16 protein-coding genes are annotated in these 17,303 nt (G+C 73.3%); 8 read left to right on the top strand and 8 right to left on the bottom strand.

Going from position 1 to position 17,303, the window contains the following annotated elements; all coding sequences use genetic code 11:
- Positions 1 to 75 precede the first annotated feature (75 nt).
- From AB0950_RS12810 to AB0950_RS12795, 4 genes are all read right to left on the bottom strand, one after another.
- A complete protein-coding gene (locus tag AB0950_RS12810; protein WP_360148092.1) occupies positions 76 to 645 on the bottom strand; it encodes a DUF6099 family protein in 570 nt (189 codons plus the stop codon).
- A 167-nt stretch (positions 646 to 812) separates the two neighbouring features.
- Complete coding sequence (locus tag AB0950_RS12805; protein WP_366778494.1) at positions 813 to 1,181, bottom strand: nucleotide pyrophosphohydrolase; 369 nt, start codon at positions 1,179 to 1,181, stop codon at positions 813 to 815.
- A complete protein-coding gene (locus tag AB0950_RS12800) occupies positions 1,178 to 2,374 on the bottom strand; it encodes an ATP-binding protein (protein ID WP_366778493.1) in 1,197 nt (398 codons plus the stop codon). Before AB0950_RS12800 ends, AB0950_RS12805 begins: the two co-directional genes overlap by 4 nt.
- A 201-nt stretch (positions 2,375 to 2,575) precedes the next feature.
- On the bottom strand, positions 2,576 to 2,965 hold the full coding sequence (locus AB0950_RS12795; protein WP_360148101.1) for a cell division protein SepF: 390 nt from the start codon (positions 2,963 to 2,965) through the stop codon (positions 2,576 to 2,578).
- Between the two features lie 279 nt (positions 2,966 to 3,244).
- On the opposite strand from AB0950_RS12795, the gene AB0950_RS12790 reads away from it, so the two are divergent.
- From AB0950_RS12790 to meaB, 4 genes are all read left to right on the top strand, one after another.
- Positions 3,245 to 4,987 (top strand): hypothetical protein, encoded by a 1,743-nt coding sequence (locus AB0950_RS12790; protein WP_366778596.1) that lies wholly within the window; start codon positions 3,245 to 3,247, stop codon positions 4,985 to 4,987.
- Between the two features lie 161 nt (positions 4,988 to 5,148).
- Positions 5,149 to 6,948 carry a methylmalonyl-CoA mutase subunit beta gene (locus AB0950_RS12785; RefSeq protein WP_360148104.1) on the top strand — a complete coding sequence of 600 codons (1,800 nt, stop codon included), beginning with the start codon at positions 5,149 to 5,151 and terminating at the stop codon, positions 6,946 to 6,948.
- Positions 6,948 to 9,122 (top strand): methylmalonyl-CoA mutase, encoded by a 2,175-nt coding sequence (scpA, locus tag AB0950_RS12780; RefSeq protein WP_360148107.1) that lies wholly within the window; start codon positions 6,948 to 6,950, stop codon positions 9,120 to 9,122. Before AB0950_RS12785 ends, scpA begins: the two co-directional genes overlap by 1 nt.
- 7 nt (positions 9,123 to 9,129) lie before the next feature.
- Positions 9,130 to 10,125, top strand: coding sequence for a methylmalonyl Co-A mutase-associated GTPase MeaB (meaB, locus tag AB0950_RS12775; RefSeq protein ID WP_360148110.1), 996 nt, complete (start codon positions 9,130 to 9,132; stop codon positions 10,123 to 10,125).
- Between the two features lie 159 nt (positions 10,126 to 10,284).
- On the opposite strand, the gene AB0950_RS12770 is transcribed toward meaB, so the two are convergent.
- Positions 10,285 to 11,592 (bottom strand): carotenoid oxygenase family protein, encoded by a 1,308-nt coding sequence (locus AB0950_RS12770; RefSeq protein WP_366778492.1) that lies wholly within the window; start codon positions 11,590 to 11,592, stop codon positions 10,285 to 10,287.
- A complete protein-coding gene (locus AB0950_RS12765) occupies positions 11,589 to 12,149 on the bottom strand; it encodes a hypothetical protein (RefSeq protein WP_360148113.1) in 561 nt (186 codons plus the stop codon). Before AB0950_RS12765 ends, AB0950_RS12770 begins: the two co-directional genes overlap by 4 nt.
- 122 nt (positions 12,150 to 12,271) lie before the next feature.
- On the opposite strand from AB0950_RS12765, the gene AB0950_RS12760 reads away from it, so the two are divergent.
- Positions 12,272 to 12,784, top strand: a complete 513-nt coding sequence (locus tag AB0950_RS12760; protein WP_360148116.1) for a PadR family transcriptional regulator — start codon at positions 12,272 to 12,274, stop codon at positions 12,782 to 12,784.
- A gap of 12 nt (positions 12,785 to 12,796) precedes the next feature.
- On the opposite strand, the gene AB0950_RS12755 is transcribed toward AB0950_RS12760, so the two are convergent.
- Together AB0950_RS12755 and AB0950_RS12750 are read right to left on the bottom strand one after the other, a co-directional pair.
- Positions 12,797 to 13,528 (bottom strand): SDR family NAD(P)-dependent oxidoreductase, encoded by a 732-nt coding sequence (locus AB0950_RS12755; RefSeq protein ID WP_360570171.1) that lies wholly within the window; start codon positions 13,526 to 13,528, stop codon positions 12,797 to 12,799.
- Complete coding sequence (locus AB0950_RS12750) at positions 13,525 to 14,421, bottom strand: helix-turn-helix transcriptional regulator (protein WP_360148122.1); 897 nt, start codon at positions 14,419 to 14,421, stop codon at positions 13,525 to 13,527. Before AB0950_RS12750 ends, AB0950_RS12755 begins: the two co-directional genes overlap by 4 nt.
- A gap of 276 nt (positions 14,422 to 14,697) precedes the next feature.
- Here AB0950_RS12750 and AB0950_RS12745 point away from each other — a divergent pair, with 276 nt between their 5' ends.
- The 3 genes from AB0950_RS12745 (at position 14,698) to AB0950_RS12735 (ending at position 17,005) form a co-directional block, all read left to right on the top strand.
- Complete coding sequence (locus AB0950_RS12745; RefSeq protein ID WP_366778491.1) at positions 14,698 to 15,714, top strand: zinc-dependent alcohol dehydrogenase family protein; 1,017 nt, start codon at positions 14,698 to 14,700, stop codon at positions 15,712 to 15,714.
- A gap of 56 nt (positions 15,715 to 15,770) precedes the next feature.
- Positions 15,771 to 16,181: a cupin domain-containing protein gene (locus AB0950_RS12740; protein WP_360148128.1), complete on the top strand. Its 411-nt coding sequence runs from the start codon at positions 15,771 to 15,773 to the stop codon at positions 16,179 to 16,181.
- Positions 16,182 to 16,330: 149 nt separating this feature from the next.
- Complete coding sequence (locus AB0950_RS12735) at positions 16,331 to 17,005, top strand: carbonic anhydrase (RefSeq protein ID WP_360148131.1); 675 nt, start codon at positions 16,331 to 16,333, stop codon at positions 17,003 to 17,005.
- Positions 17,006 to 17,303: the final 298 nt, after the last annotated feature.

Genomic DNA, 17,303 nt, shown 5'->3' with positions numbered 1-17,303 from the left:
GTGAAGGGCGGTCGCCGCCGGGTGAGACGCGGACGGCGGTCACCGGCCGGGGGAAAAGCCTGCGGACGGGGCTTCTCACGTGCCCACGGCGCCCGACGGGCTGTTGCGGCGGCCGTTTCCCTGCACCGTCTCCTCCCCCTCCGGTGTCTCCTCCCCCTGCAGTGCCTCCTCTCCCTCCAACGTCTCGTCCCGCTGTAACGCCTCCTCCCGCGCCGCCAGCTTGCGCAGCATCTCGACGACGCGGTCGCGGGACTCGTCGGCCGCGTCGATGGCCTCCATGCACTGCCAGTACGTCGTCTCGTCGTCGGCCGAACTCGCCATGCCGACCAGGGCGATGCCGACCTCGCCGAGCAGGCCCCCGAGGCAGAGCAGGGTCTCGCGGGCGTCGGCCAGCTCGGTGAGCTGGGCGGCGCGCAGGGCGCCGAGGTCCAGTTCGGGCGGGTCCAGGACTCCGCAGCCCCGGCCCGCCAGCTCGGTCAGCCCGAGCGCCTCGCCGCGCAGCTCCGGCGGGCCGGAGACGGCGAGCCGGCTGCCGATGGCCTGGGCCAGGGCCTGCGCCTGCCAGACCTCCGCCATGATCTCGCGCGCGTCGGCGCCGCACGCCAGCGCACGCCTGCTCGTCAGGATGAGCCGTATCGCATCCATGCGTCGCCCCCGTCCCTTCCGCGTGCCCCCTCGCACGCCCGCCGGAACTCCCTTGTCCACTACCCAGAGTGAGGGAGTCGAGGACGAAAAGCCAGAGGTAGACCGAAATCTGTGGACAACAATTCGGATTCGACAGGCGATTTGACTTCGGAGAGTGATAACGGAGTTCAGGAGTCCGGCCCTTGGGGGCGCACGGCGCCGCGCTGTGCTCCCGGCACGGGGAAGCGCTGTTCGTTGCGGTCGATCTTGGCGTTCAGGGCGGCCAGCAGGTCGATGCCGAGGACGTCGCAGAACTGCAGCAGATAGGCGAGGACGTCGGCGACCTCGTCGGTGACCCGGTGCGCGGTGCCGGGGTCGTCCATCACCCGCGCGGACTCCTCCGGCGTCAGCCACTGGAAGATCTCCATCAGCTCGGAGGCCTCCACACTGAGCGCGGCGACGAGGTTCTTGGGGGTGTGGTAGGGCTGCCAGTTCCGCGCGGCCGCGAACTCGGCGAGCCGGCGCTGCAGCCGGGCGAGGTCGAGAGGTTCCGTCACGCGTCCAGGTGTACCACCGTGACGCCGTCGGTCCCGGCGGCCCAGGAGGCGTCGCTCACCGCGGCCACGCAGCGGATGTGCCCGCGCTCGCCCATCCGGGCCGCCGTCGTAAGCAGTTCGCGGCGCTGGACGGGGTCGAGGCCGCGGTCGAAGCCGTCGGCGAGGACGGTGAGGGTGCGCAGCGCGTCGGGCACCTCTCCCGGGGTGTCCACGGCCAGCACGCCGGGCCCGGTCAGCAGCACCAGCGTCAGCGCGAGATAGCGCAGTTCGCCGTCGCCGAGCCGGGCGAGTTCGGTGCGTGGGCCGTCACCGCGGTCGAGCAGCGCCCGTACCGTGCCGTCGGGCAGCGGTTCGGCGAGGAGGTCGGTCACCGGGCCCGCGCATCCGGCGCGCAGCGCGTCGACCAGCAGCCCGTGCCGGCGGCTGCACTCCGTCCGGGTGCGCCACAGCACGTCGGCGAGGTTGTCGCAGCCGGGCAGCAGCCGGCCGGAGCCGGTGGGGACGGGGCCGCGCATGCACTCGGGGCGGGGGTCGCAGCAGAACACGGACCGCAGCGCGACCACCATCTGCTCGGCGGCGGCGAGCACCTGCCGCTGCCCGTCCGTCTTCCCGGCCACGCGCAGCGGCAGCAGGGCGGTGCCGAGGCGGTCGTCGGGCAGCGGGGCGCGGGTCACCGGGGCGGAGCCCGCGGTGTGCCAGGCGGCCTGGACGCTGCGGCGGCCGGGGTCGCGCAGCGCGGTCTGCAGCAGGACCACGCCGCCCGCGGTCAGCCGCTCGCCGACGATCCTGAGGTCCGGTTCGGCCTGTACGGCGAGGTCGAGCCGGACCGGTCCCTCGGCGCCGTCGGCCGTACACCCGATCCGGAAGCCCCGGCGCCCCCCGGCATCGGGACGCGCCCGCTGCGGCACACAGGCCGCGGGGTCGGGGAACGCCTCGCACAAGGAGGCCCCGCCGCCGAGCCGGGCGAGCGCCTCGTACGCCGCGAGCGCGGTCGTCTTCCCCGCACCGCTGCGCCCGGCGAACAGGGTGACGGCGCCCAGCGGGAACCCGGCCCGCCGGTGCCCGGCGAAGGCCGACAGCCGCAACTCGGTGATCCGGGCGCGCATGTCGGGCAACTGACGGGACTGCGGGGGGACGGTCGCGGCGGACACGTCGGCGACGGGGGGCTCAGCGGACACGGAAGGCACGGCCATGCCCGGACCGTAGGCCCCGCCCCGCCTGCCGAACCGTTTCCTGCCGCCGCCTTCCCACGATCGGGCGGCCGGGCAGGCGTCCCACGCGACCCGCCCCACCCGGACGAGTGAACCGGGCCGGCCGCTCCGCCCGCCCCGCCCAAAGAGCCCGAGGAGCCCGAGGAGCCCGAGAAGCCCCGCCGACTGTGGGAGGCGCCCCGCTCAGCCCCTTGAGACCCCCACGCCCTCCATCAGCCCGCTCACCTCGGTGCCCGGTGGGGTGAGGAGGAAGACGTTGCGGTCGACGCGGTGCATGCCGCTGCCCAGGCCGAAGACCACGCCGGTGCTGAAGTCGAGGACGCGCTTGGCGACCTCGTTCTCCGCGCCGGTCAGGTCGAGCAGGACCGGCGCGCCGGCCATCAGGGTCTCGGCGACCTCGCGGGCGTCGGCGAAGACGTTGACGCGCAGGACCACGAACCGGCGCCGGGTCTCGGTCTCGGCGTCCGGCAGCGAGCGGTGGTTCACCGCGGACGGCCAGGCGTCCCGGCCCCGCAACGGCACGACCTGGGCGAGCCCCTCCCACTGTTCATCGGTGACGTCGTAGCGGCTCACCGGCTCCCCCCGACCTGACTCGCACTCGATGCCTGCACCAGCCAATTCTTACGCCACGTCACCCGTTCGGCCCAACAACGACACGCTGCGCGACCGGTCCGGTGTCACATGGCGGGGAGCGACCTGCGTCACATGTACGATTACGCCCGCTTCTTACCGCCCTCATACCGTTCTCTTCACCGGGCGCCACGTGTCGCACATCCGTCCCCGATAGCGTCCAGTCCCGTGCACTTGGCAGAAACACAGCAGGTGACAGCCGGCCGGCGGACGCAGTCGGCGGTGTCCGCCGTCCCGGTCGCCCGCGCGGAGATCCACGAACCCCCCGCGCAATGGCACCGCGTGCTGACGCTGCTCGCCGACGTCAGCCTGTTCATCGGCACGCGCGCGGTGTGGACGCAGGCGGCCACGCACAAGCTGGTCCTCGCGGCGGTCATCTCCGTCTGCTACGCCTCGATCCTGGTGACCGGCGTGCTCACGCTGACGGTCCGCCGGGCGCGCTCGCTGGCCCGCCTGGACGCGGTGGTGCTGGTGACCGCGATCGCGCTCACCCTGTGCGGCTGGGCGCTGAACCACGCGGGCGGCGACGAGGCGGTCCTGACGACGCAGGCCGCGCAGCAGATCGTGCACGGACACCAGGTGTACGACCAGCCGTGGCCCTGGCTCTTCCACCTCAAGGGCGTCGCCCTGACGGCCACGACGACCGGCGGCTACGACTTCACGTACGGCTATCCCCCGCTGGCGCCGCTGCTCACCGTGCCCTTCCTGTGGCTCGGCCACGCGGGCGCTCCGGCGACGCTGGCGGTGACGGTCGTGCTGATCGTGGGCACGGTCGTGCTGTGGCGGCTGCTGCCGGCGCCGTGGCGGTCGGCGGCCACGATGGTCTGCCTGGGCTTCAGCTTCCTGCCGATGTACGCCCGTCAGGGTTACCCGGCGATCATCGGCCTGGTCCTGCTGGTGCCGGTGGTGATGCACTGGCCGCGGTTCGGCGCCGGGGGCCGGCTGGGCGCCGCCGGGATCGCGCGGGCCGCGTGCATCGGCGCCGCGTGCGCGGCACAGCAACTGCCCTGGTTCGTCACCCCGTTCCTGCTGGCCGGGATCTACGCCGTGCGCCGCGGTGAACTCGGCGGGCGCGAGGCCGCGCGGGTGGTGCTGCGGATCGCCGGGATCGCCGCCCTCACCTGGCTGCTGGTCAACGCCTACTTCATCGTCAGCGAGCCGGGTCCGTGGCTGGACGGCATCGCCCTGCCGCTGACCCAGGGCGCGGTGCTGCACGGCCAGGGCCTGGTCGACGTCTCCCTGTACTTCACCCACGGCAGCGACCGGCTCGACTGGTACGGCCACGCCAGCATGCTGCTCGCCGCGGCCCTGTTCGTACTGTTCGTGCTGTTCGTGCGGCGGCTCGGCCCGGCCGCGACCGTGCTGCCCTGGTGCGCCTTCTACCTGGCGACCCGCTCCCAGGACGGCTACTACCTGATGTACACGCCGCTGTGGCTGGCGGCGGCGGTGACCGCGCCCCTGCCGGAGTTCAGGAACGCGTGGCAGCCGCGCCCCCGGTGGCTGACGGGCCGGCGCCGCCGGCCGGCCCTGGCGGCGGCCGTGGTGGCGCTGGTGCTGCCCGCGCTGGTGAGCGCGACCCTGGCGGTGACGGGGAAGCCGCCGCTGAGCATGCACATCACGGCGAACCGGCACGGCCCGAAGCACACGCTGTCGGGGCTGACCGTGAAGGTGACCAACACCGGCGGCACCGCGCTGACCCCGCACTACATGCTGACGACCGGCCAGGGCATGAGCCGGTACTGGTCGCTGGCGCACGGCCCGGCCACGATCCCCGCGCACACCACGGCGACCGTCGAGCTGCGCGCGCCGAGGGGCGGATACCCGCTGCCCGCGAAGACGTACACGCACATCCGGCTGCGCGCCTTCACCGCGACCCCTCAGACTCTCTCCACCGAGGACGTGAGCCGCGCGGAGCTGGGCATCAAGGACGCGACCGGCAAGGGCCACGCCGCGCCGAAGCACTGAGCGGGCGGCCCGGAGCGGCGTCCGCAGGTGTCGGCCCGCGCCTTTGGCCCGCCGGTGCGCCCTTTTACAGGGCTGGGCGACGCAGGTCACACGTGCAAGAGGAGAAACCTCACAGGGGTTCATCGAGCCGCGGTTGAGCGCCCTGCCCTAGCATCCCAGCCATGACGGTCCTGCCTGACGACGGGCTCTCACTGGCCGCCGAGTTCCCTGACGCGACGCACGAGCAGTGGCAACGCCTGGTCGAGGGCGTGCTGCGCAAGTCGGGCAAGGAAGTCTCGGGCGCGGCAGTTGAGGACGCCCTGTCCACGACGCTGGAGGACGGGCTGCGCACCCGCCCCCTGTACACCGCGCGCGACGCCGCGCCCGACCCCGGCCTGCCCGGCTTCGCGCCCTATGTGCGCGGCAGCCGCCCGGAGGGGAACACCGCGGGCGGCTGGGACGTGCGGCAGCGGCACACCGCCCTCGCGGAGGGCGCCGTCCTGGCCGACCTGGAGAACGGCGGCACCTCGCTGTGGCTCGTGCTGGGCGAGGGCGGCATCCCGGTCGGCCGGCTGGGCGAGGCGCTGGAGGGCGTGTACCTCGACCTCGCGCCGGTCGTGCTGGACGCCGGCCGGGACACCGAGGCCGCCGCCGAGGCGCTGCTCGGGCTGTACGCGGACAAGGGCGTGGATGCCGGGGCCGTACGCGGCAATCTGGGCGGCGACCCGCTCGGGTACGAGGCCCGTACCGGCACCGCCCTGGACTTCGCGCCGTACGCCGCCCTGGCCGCGCGCTGCGCCGAGAACCACCCCGGGCTGCGCGCGCTGACCGTGGACGCGCTGCCGTACCACGAGGCGGGCGGCTCGGCCGCGCAGGAGCTGGGCGCCTCGCTGGCCACCGGTGTGGCGTATCTGCGGCAGCTCACCGAGGCGGGGCTGAGCGTCGAACAGGCCGCCGGGCAGCTGGAGTTCCGCTACGCCGCCACCGCCGACCAGTTCCTCACCGTCGCCAAGCTGCGGGCCGCGCGCCGGCTGTGGTCGCGCGTCGCCGAGGTCTGCGGGGCCCCGGGCGCCCAGGTGCAGCACGTGGTGACCTCGCCGGTGATGATGGCCCGCCGCGACCCGTGGGTGAACATGCTCCGCACGACGGTCGCGACGCTCGCGGCCGGAGTCGGCGGCGCCGACGCCGTGACCGTCCTGCCGTTCGACCACGCGCTCGGCCTGCCCGACGCGTTCTCCCGCCGGATCGCCCGCAACACCTCCACGATCCTGATCGAGGAGTCCCACCTGGCCCGGGTCATCGACCCGGCGGGCGGCTCCTGGTACGTGGAGCGGCTGACAGACGAACTCGCCCACGCCGCCTGGGAGTTCTTCCGGACGATCGAGCGCGACGGCGGCCAGGCGGCCGTGCTGCGCTCCGGCCGGCTGCGCACCGACCTCGCGACGACCTGGGCGGAGCGCTCCAAGAAGCTCGCCAAGCGGCGCGAACCCATCACCGGCGTCAGCGAGTTCCCGCTGCTGGCCGAGAAGCCGGTGGAGCGCGAGCCCGCGCCGGAGCAGCCGTCCGGCGGACTGCCGCGCGTGCGCCGGGACGAGGCGTTCGAGGAGCTGCGCGCCCGCTCCGACGCCCACCTGGCCGCGACCGGCGCCCGCCCCCGGATCTTCCTGGCCACCCTCGGCTCGGCCGCCGAGTACACCGCGCGCGCCACCTTCGCCGCCAACCTCTTCCAGGCGGGCGGCATCGAGCCGGTCACCGAGGGCTCCTTCGAGGACAGCGGCGCCACCGAGGCCGTGCTGTGCTCCAGCGACGCCCTGTACGCCGAGCAGGCCGAGCAGGCCGCCAAGTCGCTGAAGGCGTCCGGCGCCCGGCATGTGTTCCTGGCGGGCCGGGGCGAGTACGCCGGCATCGACAGTTGTGTCTTCGCGGGCTGCGACGCCATCGACGTGCTGTCCGCGACCCTCGACCGCATGGGAGTGTCCTGATGGGAATCCCCGACTTCTCCGGCATCGAGCTGGGGACGCCGGCCGCCGACGGCGGTGCCGATCAGTGGCGTGCGGCCGTCGCGCGGGCGACCGGCGGCGAAGAGCCGCTGTGGGAGACCCCGGAGGGCATCGGGGTCAAGCCGCTGTACACCGGCCGTGACCTGGAGGGCCTGGACTTCCTGGGCACCTACCCGGGCATCGCGCCGTATCTGCGCGGCCCGTATCCGACGATGTACGTCAACCAGCCCTGGACGATCCGGCAGTACGCGGGCTTCTCCACCGCCGAGGAGTCCAACGCCTTCTACCGGCGCAACCTGGCGGCGGGCCAGAAGGGCCTGTCGGTCGCCTTCGACCTGCCCACGCACCGGGGCTACGACAGCGACCACCCGCGGGTGACCGGTGACGTCGGCATGGCGGGCGTGGCCATCGACTCCATCTACGACATGCGGCAGCTGTTCGACGGCATCCCGCTGGACAAGATGACGGTGTCGATGACGATGAACGGCGCGGTGCTGCCGATTCTCGCCCTGTACATCGTGGCGGCGGAGGAACAGGGCGTACCGCCCGAGAAGCTGGCCGGGACCATCCAGAACGACATCCTCAAGGAGTTCATGGTCCGCAACACCTACATCTATCCGCCCAAGCCCTCGATGCGGATCATCTCCGACATCTTCGCGTACACCTCGCAGAAGATGCCGCGCTACAACTCCATCTCCATCTCGGGCTACCACATCCAGGAGGCCGGGGCGACGGCCGACCTGGAGCTGGCGTACACGCTCGCGGACGGGGTTGAGTACCTCCGCGCGGGCCGGGACGCGGGCCTGGACGTGGACGCGTTCGCGCCCCGGCTGTCGTTCTTCTGGGCGATCGGCATGAACTTCTTCATGGAGATCGCCAAGCTGCGCGCGGCCCGGCTGCTGTGGGCCAAGCTGGTCTCCCAGTTCGAGCCGAAGAACGCCAAGTCCCTTTCCCTGCGCACCCATTCGCAGACCTCGGGCTGGTCGCTGACCGCGCAGGACGTGTTCAACAACGTCACGCGTACGGCCGTGGAGGCGATGGCGGCGACCCAGGGCCACACCCAGTCGCTGCACACCAACGCCCTGGACGAGGCCCTCGCCCTGCCGACCGACTTCTCGGCGCGCATCGCCCGCAACACCCAGCTGCTCATCCAGCAGGAGTCGGGCACGACGCGGGTCATCGACCCGTGGGGCGGCAGCGCCTATGTGGAGCGGCTCACCTACGACCTCGCGTGCAAGGCGTGGGCGCACATCCAGGAGGTCGAGCAGGCGGGCGGCATGGCGCAGGCCATCGACGCCGGCATCCCGAAGCTGCGCGTGGAGGAGGCCGCGGCCCGCACCCAGGCGCGGATCGACTCCGGGCGGCAGCCGGTGATCGGCGTGAACAAGTACCGCGTGGACAGCGACGAGCAGATCGAGGTCCTCAAGGTCGACAACTCCTCCGTACGGGCCCAGCAGATCGAGAAGCTGCGGCGGCTGCGCGAGGAGCGGGACGAGCAGGCCTGCCGGGACGCCCTCGACGCGCTCACCCGGGCCGCCGACGGCAAGGAGAACCTGCTGGAACTGGCCGTGCGCGCGGCCCGCGCCAAGGCGACCGTGGGCGAGATCTCGGACGCCCTGGAGAAGGTGTACGGCCGGCACGCGAGCCAGATCCGTACGATCTCCGGTGTGTACCGCAACGAAGCAGGCCAGTCCCCGAACGTGGACCGCACCCGTGCCCTGGTGGACGCTTTCGAGGAGGCCGAGGGGCGCCGGCCGCGCATCCTGGTCGCCAAGATGGGCCAGGACGGCCACGACCGCGGGCAGAAGGTGATCGCGACCGCCTTCGCCGACCTCGGCTTCGACGTCGACGTCGGCCCGCTGTTCCAGACGCCGGAGGAGGTCGCCCGGCAGGCGGTCGAGGCGGACGTGCACGTGGTCGGCGTGTCCTCGCTGGCCGCGGGCCATCTGACGCTCGTGCCGGCGCTGCGCGAGAAGCTCGCCGAGGAGGGCCGCGAGGACATCATGATCGTGGTCGGCGGGGTGATCCCGCCGCAGGACGTGCCGACGCTCCGGGAGATGGGCGCGGCGGAGGTGTTCCTGCCCGGGACGGTGATCCCGGACGCGGCGTACGACCTCGTGCAGCGGCTGTCGGCCGACCTCGGCCACGAGCTGTAGGGCGGCGATGGCACCGCTCGATCTCGACGCCTATGTGAAGGGCGTGCTCGACGGAAAGCGGGCGGTCGTGGCCCGTGCGATCACGCTCGTGGAGTCCACCCGTCCCCAGCACCGGTCGCTGGCGCAGGAGTTGCTGACGCAGCTGCTGCCGCACAGCGGCCGGGCGCGGCGGATCGGCGTGAGCGGCGTGCCGGGTGTCGGCAAGTCGACGTTCATCGACGCGTTCGGCACGATGCTGACCTCGCTGGGCCACCGGGTGGCGGTCCTCGCCGTGGACCCGTCCTCGACCCGCACGGGCGGCTCCATCCTGGGCGACAAGACCCGGATGGAGCGCCTGGCGGTCGACCCGAAAGCGTTCGTGCGCCCCTCCCCCAGCGCGGGCACGCTGGGCGGGGTGGCGAAGGCGACCCGGGAGTCGATGGTCGTCATGGAGGCGGCCGGCTACGACGTGGTCCTGGTGGAGACCGTCGGCGTCGGCCAGTCCGAGACCGCGGTCGCCGACATGGTCGACTCCTTCCTGCTGCTCACTCTGGCGCGCACCGGCGACCAGCTGCAGGGCATCAAGAAGGGCGTCCTGGAGCTGGCCGACGTGATCGCCGTCAACAAGGCGGACGGGCCGCACGAGCGGGACGCCCGCGCCGCCGCCCGTGAACTGGCGGGCGCGCTGCGGCTGATGCACGGCAAGGACGCGTTCTGGACGCCTCCGGTGCTCAGTTGCAGCGCGCGGGAGTCGACCGGCCTCGAGGTGGTGTGGGAGCGGCTGGAGCAGCACCGGGCCCTGCTGGACTCCAGCGGGCGGCTCACCGCCAAGCGCCGGGACCAGCAGGTCGGCTGGACGTGGTCGATGGTCCGCGACGAACTGCTGGGCCGTCTGCACGCCGACCCCGCGGTCCGGGAGGTCGCGCCCGGCCTGGAACGGGCGGTGCGGGAGGGCTCGTTGACGGCGACCTTGGCGGCGGAACGGATCCTGGAGGCGTTCCGGGGGACGCCCGGCTCCCCCTGACGGCGCCGCCGCGGCACCGGCCTCGGAGACGGGCCTGAGACACCCTCTCCGGGGCTGCCCCTGACCCGCTACGGCTGCCGGGGGCGGGCCGGTTGGTCGATGCTCCGGCCCGACATGCCGGGCCCGGCCCGCCGCTCCCGCCGTGGCGAGCCGGGCCGGTCAGTCCGCGAGCCAGTTGCCGTGGAAGCCGAACGGCACCCGGGCGGGCAGCTGGACCGTGGCGACCGGTCCCGCCGCCAGGTCGTCGGCGTCCAGGACCACCAGGTCGCTGCGGTCGGCGCCGGCGTCGTACACGTAGGTCATCAGCCAGCCGGGGCCGCCGGCCGCGTCGTCGGCGGGGGCGAAGGCGGCCTCGCCGGGCGTGCGGTCGGGCCCGAAGTCGTGGGCGGTGACGGCGCCGGTGGCCAGGTCGTACCGCACCAGCGTGTTGTCGCAGGTGACGTGGCCGTGGGTGGCGGCGAGCCCGGTGAGGCGGTCGTCGACGCGCGGGAACTCCCCCGGCCGGTCGTCGATCTGCTCCTCGCGGACCGTGCCGGCCGCGGGGTCGACGGTCCACTTCCACAGCACGGCGTCGCCCGGCGGCGTGCGGCCGTGCTCGGTGCGCCGCCAGATCTCGTCGTACCGCATCACGTACAGCACGAGGGTGCCGTCCGGCGCGTCGTGGGCGTTGAGCGAGTGGAAGACGTAGCACGGGCCGATCTCGAACCAGCGCACCTCGCCGTGGGGGTCGTCGCGGCGCAGCACGCCCAGCCGGGCGCCGTATCCGTCGTCCCAGCTGTAGGGCATCGTGCCGCCGCTCATGGCGAGTTCGAGGTCGAAGACGACCGGCAGGTCCAGGAAGACGACGTGCTCGGCGGTCAGGCAGAAGTCGTGCAGCATGGTCGCGCCCGGCACCTCGACCGGCCGGCTGAGCACCAGCTCGCCGCTCGCGTCGGCGCGGTGGTAGGTGAGGTGGGTGGGCTCCAGGATGCCGTAGCCGAAGAAGTGCAGTTCGCCGGTGGCCGGGCAGGTCTTGGGGTGGGCGGTCATGGCGGTGTGCAGCCGGCCGCCGAAGTCGTAGGGGCCCTTGGTGTCCAGGTCGCAGGTCAGCTCGTAGGGCAGCGCGGTCTCGACGAGGGCGAGGGTGCGGCCGGCGTGCCGGACGACGTGGGTGTTGGCGGGCCCGGCGGTGAGGTCGCGGCGGCCCTGGTCGTCGTACGTCCGCGCGCCGTCGGTGAGGCTGCGGGTGCGGACCCAGCGGTTGCGGTACGACACCGCGCGGCCGTCCTCGATGCGTAAGCCGTGGACCATGCCGTCCCCGAAGAACCAGTGCCCGGAGGCCGCGTCGGCCGGGTTGGGGCCGTTGCGCACGTACCAGCCGTTCAGCTCGGGCGGGAGCGTGCCGGTGACCGGCAGGTCGTGGACGGTGAGTTCCTCGAGGACCGGGGCGTAGTTGCCGGCGAGGTGGCGGGGGGCGGGGGCGGTCATCGGGCCACCTGCCCGGCCTTGGCCTGGACGTGGGCGACGTAGCGCACGGTGAAGACCATCGGGACGACGAAACCGGCGATCTGGACGACGGTCGCGGTGGCGGAGCGGGCGTGCCCGGCGTGCGCCACGAGCGCGAGGACGACGGCCGTGACGGCGAAGGCGGCGGTCCACACCGCGGTGATGACGACGTTGGTGCGGATGAACGGCTTGAGCCCCCACACCTCGCGCGGGGTGGTCCGCTTGGCGATGCCGAGGGTGAACGGCCTGCCCGCGGCCAGCGAGACGCCAGCGATCACGGCGAGGGTGCCGGAGGAGAGGGCCGCGGAGTAGGGGTGGACGCCGGAGTGCGGGTCGGCGAAGGCGACGACGGTCAGCACCGCGAAGAAGACGGCCGATCCCAGCTCGATGATCAGCGCGTCGAACCCGGTCCCGGCCCGCCGCTGCTGGGCGATGACCACGACGGCGACGGCGAGCGCGGCCAGGGCGCCCCACTGCCAGCTGCCCGAGGGCAGGACGGCGAAGACGATCCAGGGCAGGAACGTGCGCAGGTAGGACATCGATCTCCCCATGTGGTTCCCGGTGCTCCGGGTTTCCGGATGCCTCCGGATTCCCCTCCCGACATGTCAAAAGTAGAAGGTCCACTAGCGACATGTCAACAGTGGAATGTAGAGTGAGGGGCATGAGCCTGAGACACGCACTCCTCGGCCTGCTCACGGAGCGCTCCGCGAGCGGGTACGACCTGCTGAAGCGCTTCGAGACGTCCCTGGCCAACGTGTGGCCGGCGACCCAGAGCCAGATCTACACGGAGCTGACGAAACTCGCGGACTCCGGCCTGATCACCGTGGCCGCCGAGGGCCCGCGCGGCCGCAAGGAGTACGCCCTCACCGACGAGGGCCTCGCCGAGCTGCGGCACTGGCTGACGGAGACGAAACCCCAGCGGACCACCCGCAGCGACGTCCTGCTGCGCGTCTTCTTCCTCGGCGTCCTCGAACCGGGCCAGGCCCACGCCTACCTGACCGACCTGGCCGGGCAGTCCGCCGAGTCGTACGACGAACTGCGCCGCCTCGTCGACACCGTCGACTGGGACGACGACGACCTGTCGGTCTACGGCCGCATCGCCCTGGAGTACGGCCTGCGCTTCTACGAGATGCGGCGGGACTGGGCGGCCTGGGCGGCCGAGCAGGTCACGTAGCTCCGGCCCCGGTCAGGGCCGCAGCGCGGTGCCCGTCTCCTCGGCCAGCGTGCGCAGCAGCAGGTTCTGGAACGCCTCGTCGTGGACGGCGGGGTGCGGCGGCCGGCGCCGGCGGTGGTACCAGTACCCGCCGGTCGTCAGGGCCTCGGGGTCGTCGGCGGTGGCCAGCCACTCCTGGGTCTCGTGGCCGAGTTCGAGGTCGTCCGGCGCGTGCGGGCCGCCCATCTTCGTCGGCACCCAGCCCGGGTCGACGGCGTTGCTCAGCACCTGCGGACGCAGGCGGGCCACCGCGGCCGCGAGCGTCGTCACGAACAGCTTGCTGTCGGCGTACGACCCGGCGCCGCGCCCCCGCCAGTCGACGCCGGCCAGCTCGGGACGCCCGCCGAAGTGCGAGCCGCTGCTCAGGTACACCAGCCGGCGCGGCCCGCGCAGCAGCGCCGTGAGCAGGTACGGCGCGACGATGTTGACCGGCATGACCGCCGGCCCGCTCCACACGCCGGCGTTGTGGATGACCGCGTCGAGCGGCCCGTTGTCGTCCACCTCGGCGGCGAGGCGCCGTACGGCGTCCCGCTCGGCGAGGTCGCCGACGACGAGGTCCGCCCCGCGGCCGACCAGGTCGTCCAGGCCCCTCGCCCGCTGCGGGTTCCGGGCGTGCACCACGACCTCGTGTCCCGCGGACAGCAGCGCGTCCGCCGCGGCCCGTCCGAGGCCGTCCGCGGAACCGGTCACCAGGATCCGGCTCACGAGGGCATCGCCCCTCGGTCCGCCTCGAGCACGGAGGCCTCTTCGGTGGCGGCCCAGGAGGCCAGCAGACGCAGCCGCTCCTCGGAGGGCGAGCCGGGTTCGGCGGCGTAGACGGTCAGGGTGAGACCCGGTTCGGCGGCCATCTCCAGCCCCTCGAAGGCGAGGGTGAGCGCGCCGACGGCCGGGTGGTGGAACCGCTTGGTGCCGGTCCCGTGGTGGCGGACGTCATGCGCGCCCCAGCGGGTGCGGAACTCCTCGCTGCGGGTGGACAGCTCGCCGACGAGGTCGTGCAGGTCCTTGTCGTACGGGTCGCGCCCGGCCTCGGTGCGCAGGATGGCCACGGCGATGTCGGCGAAGCGCTCCCAGTCGGGGTAGAACCGCCGGGAGGCGGGGTCGAGGAACTGGAACCGGGCCAGGTTCGCCTGGTTGCCGGGGCTTGCGAACAGGTCGGTGTAGAAGGCGCGGGCCAGGGAGTTGGCGGCCAGGATGTCCATCCGGCCGTTGCGCACGAACGCGGGCCCCGCCGTGATCGCGTCCAGCGTCCACTGCAGGCTGCGGTGCGGGGTCCACTGCCGGGTGCTGCGGCGCCGGGGGCGGGTGAGCACGTCCGAGCCGTCGGCGGCCTGGGCCAGACGGAGCAGATGGGCCCGCTCGGCGTCGTCCAGCTGCAGGGCGCGGGCCACGGCTTCCAGGACGGCCGGGGAGACGCCGGCGAGATTGCCGCGCTCCAGCTTCGCGTAGTACTCCACGCTCATGTCGGCCAGCGCCGCGACCTCGCTCCTGCGCAGCCCGGGTACGCGGCGCCGGGAGCCGGCGGGCAGCCCGGCCCGCTCCGGGGTGATCTTCGCTCGCCGCGAGGTGAGGAACTCGCGGACCTCGTCACGGTTGTCCACCCCTCGACCGTACGGCCTGTCCGCCTTCCAAGGGATGTACTGGCGGTACACCCTTCGCTGGTGACTCGCTGAGCGCGCGGGGAACCGGTTACCTGGAAGACGCGGTGCTTCCCGGCCGCGGCGCGACGACGCCGCCCACCGGGTGCGCCCGCCCGGGACGCGCACCGGACAGCGGCGCCGCCCCACGTGCGCCCGGTACGCAACCGCACACGGGCACCGACAACCCCACCGGCCGTGGCAGCGGCCCGCCCCCCCAGCACGTAAGGAACTCCTCTCATGCGCGGAGCAGTGATCCACGCCCCCGGCGATGTGCGCTTCGAGACCCTCGCCGACCCGAAGATCCTCCAGCCCACCGACGCGATCATCCGTACGGCCGTCACCTGCGTGTGCGGCTCCGACCTGTGGCCCTGGCGCGGCCTGGACGCCACCGACGAGGCGCACCCGATGGGCCACGAGTACGTCGGCTTCGTGGAGGAGGTCGGCAGCGAGGTCACCGCGGTCAGGCCCGGCCAGTTCGTCGTCGGCTCCTTCGCCACCTCGGACAACACCTGTGCCAACTGCCGCAACGGCTGGCAGTCCAACTGCCTCAGCCGCGAGTTCATGAGCACCTGCCAGGCCGAGTACGTGCGCATCCCCAACGCCCAGGGCACGCTGGTCGCCACCGAGGAGGTGCCGGGCGAGGAGCTCTGGCCCGGCCTGCTCGCCGTCTCCGACGTGATGGGCACCGGCTGGTACGCCGCCGACGCCGCCGAGGTCAGGCCCGGCTCCACCGCCGTGGTCGTCGGCGACGGCGCGGTCGGCCTGTGCGCGGTGATCGCCGCGAAGGAGAGGGGCGCGGAGCGGATCATCGCCATGAGCCGCCACGAGCCCCGCCAGAAGCTGGCCCGGGAGTTCGGCGCCACCCATATCGTCGCCGAGCGCGGCGAGGAGGGCGTGGCCCGGATCAAGGAGCTCACCGACGGGATCGGCGCCGACTCCGTGCTGGAGTGCGTCGGCACCGCCGAGTCCATGCGGCAGGCCCTGCACGCGGCCCGGCCGGGCGGCAACGTCGGCTTCGTCGGCGTCCCCCACGAGGTGGCCGTCGACGGCCAGGAACTGTTCTTCTCCCACGTCGGCCTGCGCGGCGGCCCGGCCCCCGTGCGCCGCTACCTGCCCGACCTGATCGACCGCGTCCTGACCCGCCGGATCGACCCCGGCAAGGTCTTCGACCTCACCCTGCCGCTGGAGCAGGTCGCCGAGGGCTACAAGGCGATGGACGAGCGCCGCGCCATCAAGGCCCTCCTGAAGCCCTGACCCCGCCCCGCACCTATCTCACCGTCCCTCACAACCCGCGAAGAGAAAGTACGGCCTTGCAGATCACCCGAAGCTCGATCGACACCGTCAAGGGTCCCGCCGACTGGTTCACCGGCGACGTCTACATCGACGCCGTCGCCGCCGCTCCCGAGCCGTCCCGGGTCACCGCCTCCCTGGTGCACTTCATGCCCGGCGCGCGCACCCACTGGCACCGCCACCCGCTCAGCCAGACCGTCTTCGTCACCGAGGGCGTCGGCCTGTGCCAGCGGCGGGGCGGACCGATCGAGGTCATCCGTCCCGGCGACCGCGTCCTGTTCGAGGCCGACGAGGAGCACTGGCACGGCGCCGCGCCGAACCGGCTGATGGTCCACCTCGCCATCAACGAGGCGGACGCCGACCACGCCATCGTCCACTGGCTGACCCCGGTCACCGACGAGGAGTACGGCGCCGCGCCGCGCGTCGACTGAGGCCGGGCAGTCCGGCCACCGCCCCGCCCCTCGCCTCCCCCTCCGTGCGCCGGTCCCGGTCCCGAGATCCGGGGCCGGCGCGGGGGTGCGCCACGCCCAGACCGAGCCCCCGCTCAGCGGCGAACCGGTTCCGGTCGTAGCCTGCCGCCATGAGCGACACCGTCCCCTCCACCCCGCGGGAAGCCTTCGACCTGCTCATGGCGGGCAACCACCGCTTCGCCGCGGGCACACCCGATCACCCCAACCAGGACGCCGGCCGCCGCGCCGACCTGGCGTCCGCCCAGCGCCCGTTCGCCGTACTGCTCGGGTGCTCCGACTCCCGGCTGGCCGCCGAGATCATCTTCGACCGGGGGCTGGGAGACCTGTTCGTCGTCCGCACCGCCGGGCACGCGGCCGGACCGGAGGTGCTGGGCAGCATCGAGTACGGGGTCAGCGTGCTGGACTGCCCGCTGGTCGTGGTCCTCGGCCACGACGCCTGCGGGGCGGTCGCGGCGACCCGTACCGCCGTGGCGGACGGCACGCCCGCCCCGGGATACCTGAGGGACGTGATAGAGCGGGTGACGCCCAGTGTGCTGGCCGCCCGGGCCGCCGGTGTGACCGAGGACGAGGAGTTCATCGCCACCCACGTCCGGCACACCGTCGACTTCCTCCTGGACCGCTCCCGGACACTGGCCGACCTGGTCGCCTCCGGGCGCACCGCGGTCGTGGGCCTCACCTACCGCCTGGCCGACGGCAGCGCCCGGCCGGTCACCGCCCGCGGCCTGGACCTGCCCGCGGACCCCGCCCCTGGCCCCGTCTCCGTCCCACTCGCCGACAGCCACTGACCGACCCGGCCCCCACCCGCCGAGGCCGGCCTGCGAGACACCGATCCTGGGGCCGCCCCACGGCGCCCGACCCGCGGCAGCCAGCCCACAGCAACCGACCCACGGCGGCCAGCCCACAGCAACCGACCCACGGCAACCGACCCACGGTGGCCAGCCCGCGGCAGCCAGCCCACAGCAACCGACCCACAGCGCCCGGCCCGCGACAGCCAGCCCACAGCAACCGACCCACGGCGGCCAGCCCACAGCAACCGACCCACGGCAACCGACCCACGGTGGCCAGCCCGCGGCAGCCAGCCCA

The organism is Streptomyces sp. NPDC007189, assembly GCF_040703635.1.
Classification (GTDB): domain Bacteria; phylum Actinomycetota; class Actinomycetes; order Streptomycetales; family Streptomycetaceae; genus Streptomyces.
This window is presented reverse-complemented; position numbering and strand designations above follow the sequence as displayed.

What these genes read in the sequence shown, in the direction of transcription:
- AB0950_RS12810 (WP_360148092.1), bottom strand. Translation starts at nt 645, where the DNA reads ATGGATGCGATACGGCTCATCCTGACGAGCAGGCGTGCGCTGGCGTGC.
- AB0950_RS12800 (WP_366778493.1), bottom strand. Translation starts at nt 2,374, where the DNA reads ATGGCCGTGCCTTCCGTGTCCGCTGAGCCCCCCGTCGCCGACGTGTCC.
- AB0950_RS12785 (WP_360148104.1), top strand. Translation starts at nt 5,149, where the DNA reads ATGACGGTCCTGCCTGACGACGGGCTCTCACTGGCCGCCGAGTTCCCT.
- scpA (WP_360148107.1), top strand. Translation starts at nt 6,948, where the DNA reads ATGGGAATCCCCGACTTCTCCGGCATCGAGCTGGGGACGCCGGCCGCC.
- meaB (WP_360148110.1), top strand. Translation starts at nt 9,130, where the DNA reads ATGGCACCGCTCGATCTCGACGCCTATGTGAAGGGCGTGCTCGACGGA.
- AB0950_RS12770 (WP_366778492.1), bottom strand. Translation starts at nt 11,592, where the DNA reads ATGACCGCCCCCGCCCCCCGCCACCTCGCCGGCAACTACGCCCCGGTC.
- AB0950_RS12765 (WP_360148113.1), bottom strand. Translation starts at nt 12,149, where the DNA reads ATGTCCTACCTGCGCACGTTCCTGCCCTGGATCGTCTTCGCCGTCCTG.
- AB0950_RS12760 (WP_360148116.1), top strand. Translation starts at nt 12,272, where the DNA reads ATGAGCCTGAGACACGCACTCCTCGGCCTGCTCACGGAGCGCTCCGCG.
- AB0950_RS12745 (WP_366778491.1), top strand. Translation starts at nt 14,698, where the DNA reads ATGCGCGGAGCAGTGATCCACGCCCCCGGCGATGTGCGCTTCGAGACC.
- AB0950_RS12735 (WP_360148131.1), top strand. Translation starts at nt 16,331, where the DNA reads ATGAGCGACACCGTCCCCTCCACCCCGCGGGAAGCCTTCGACCTGCTC.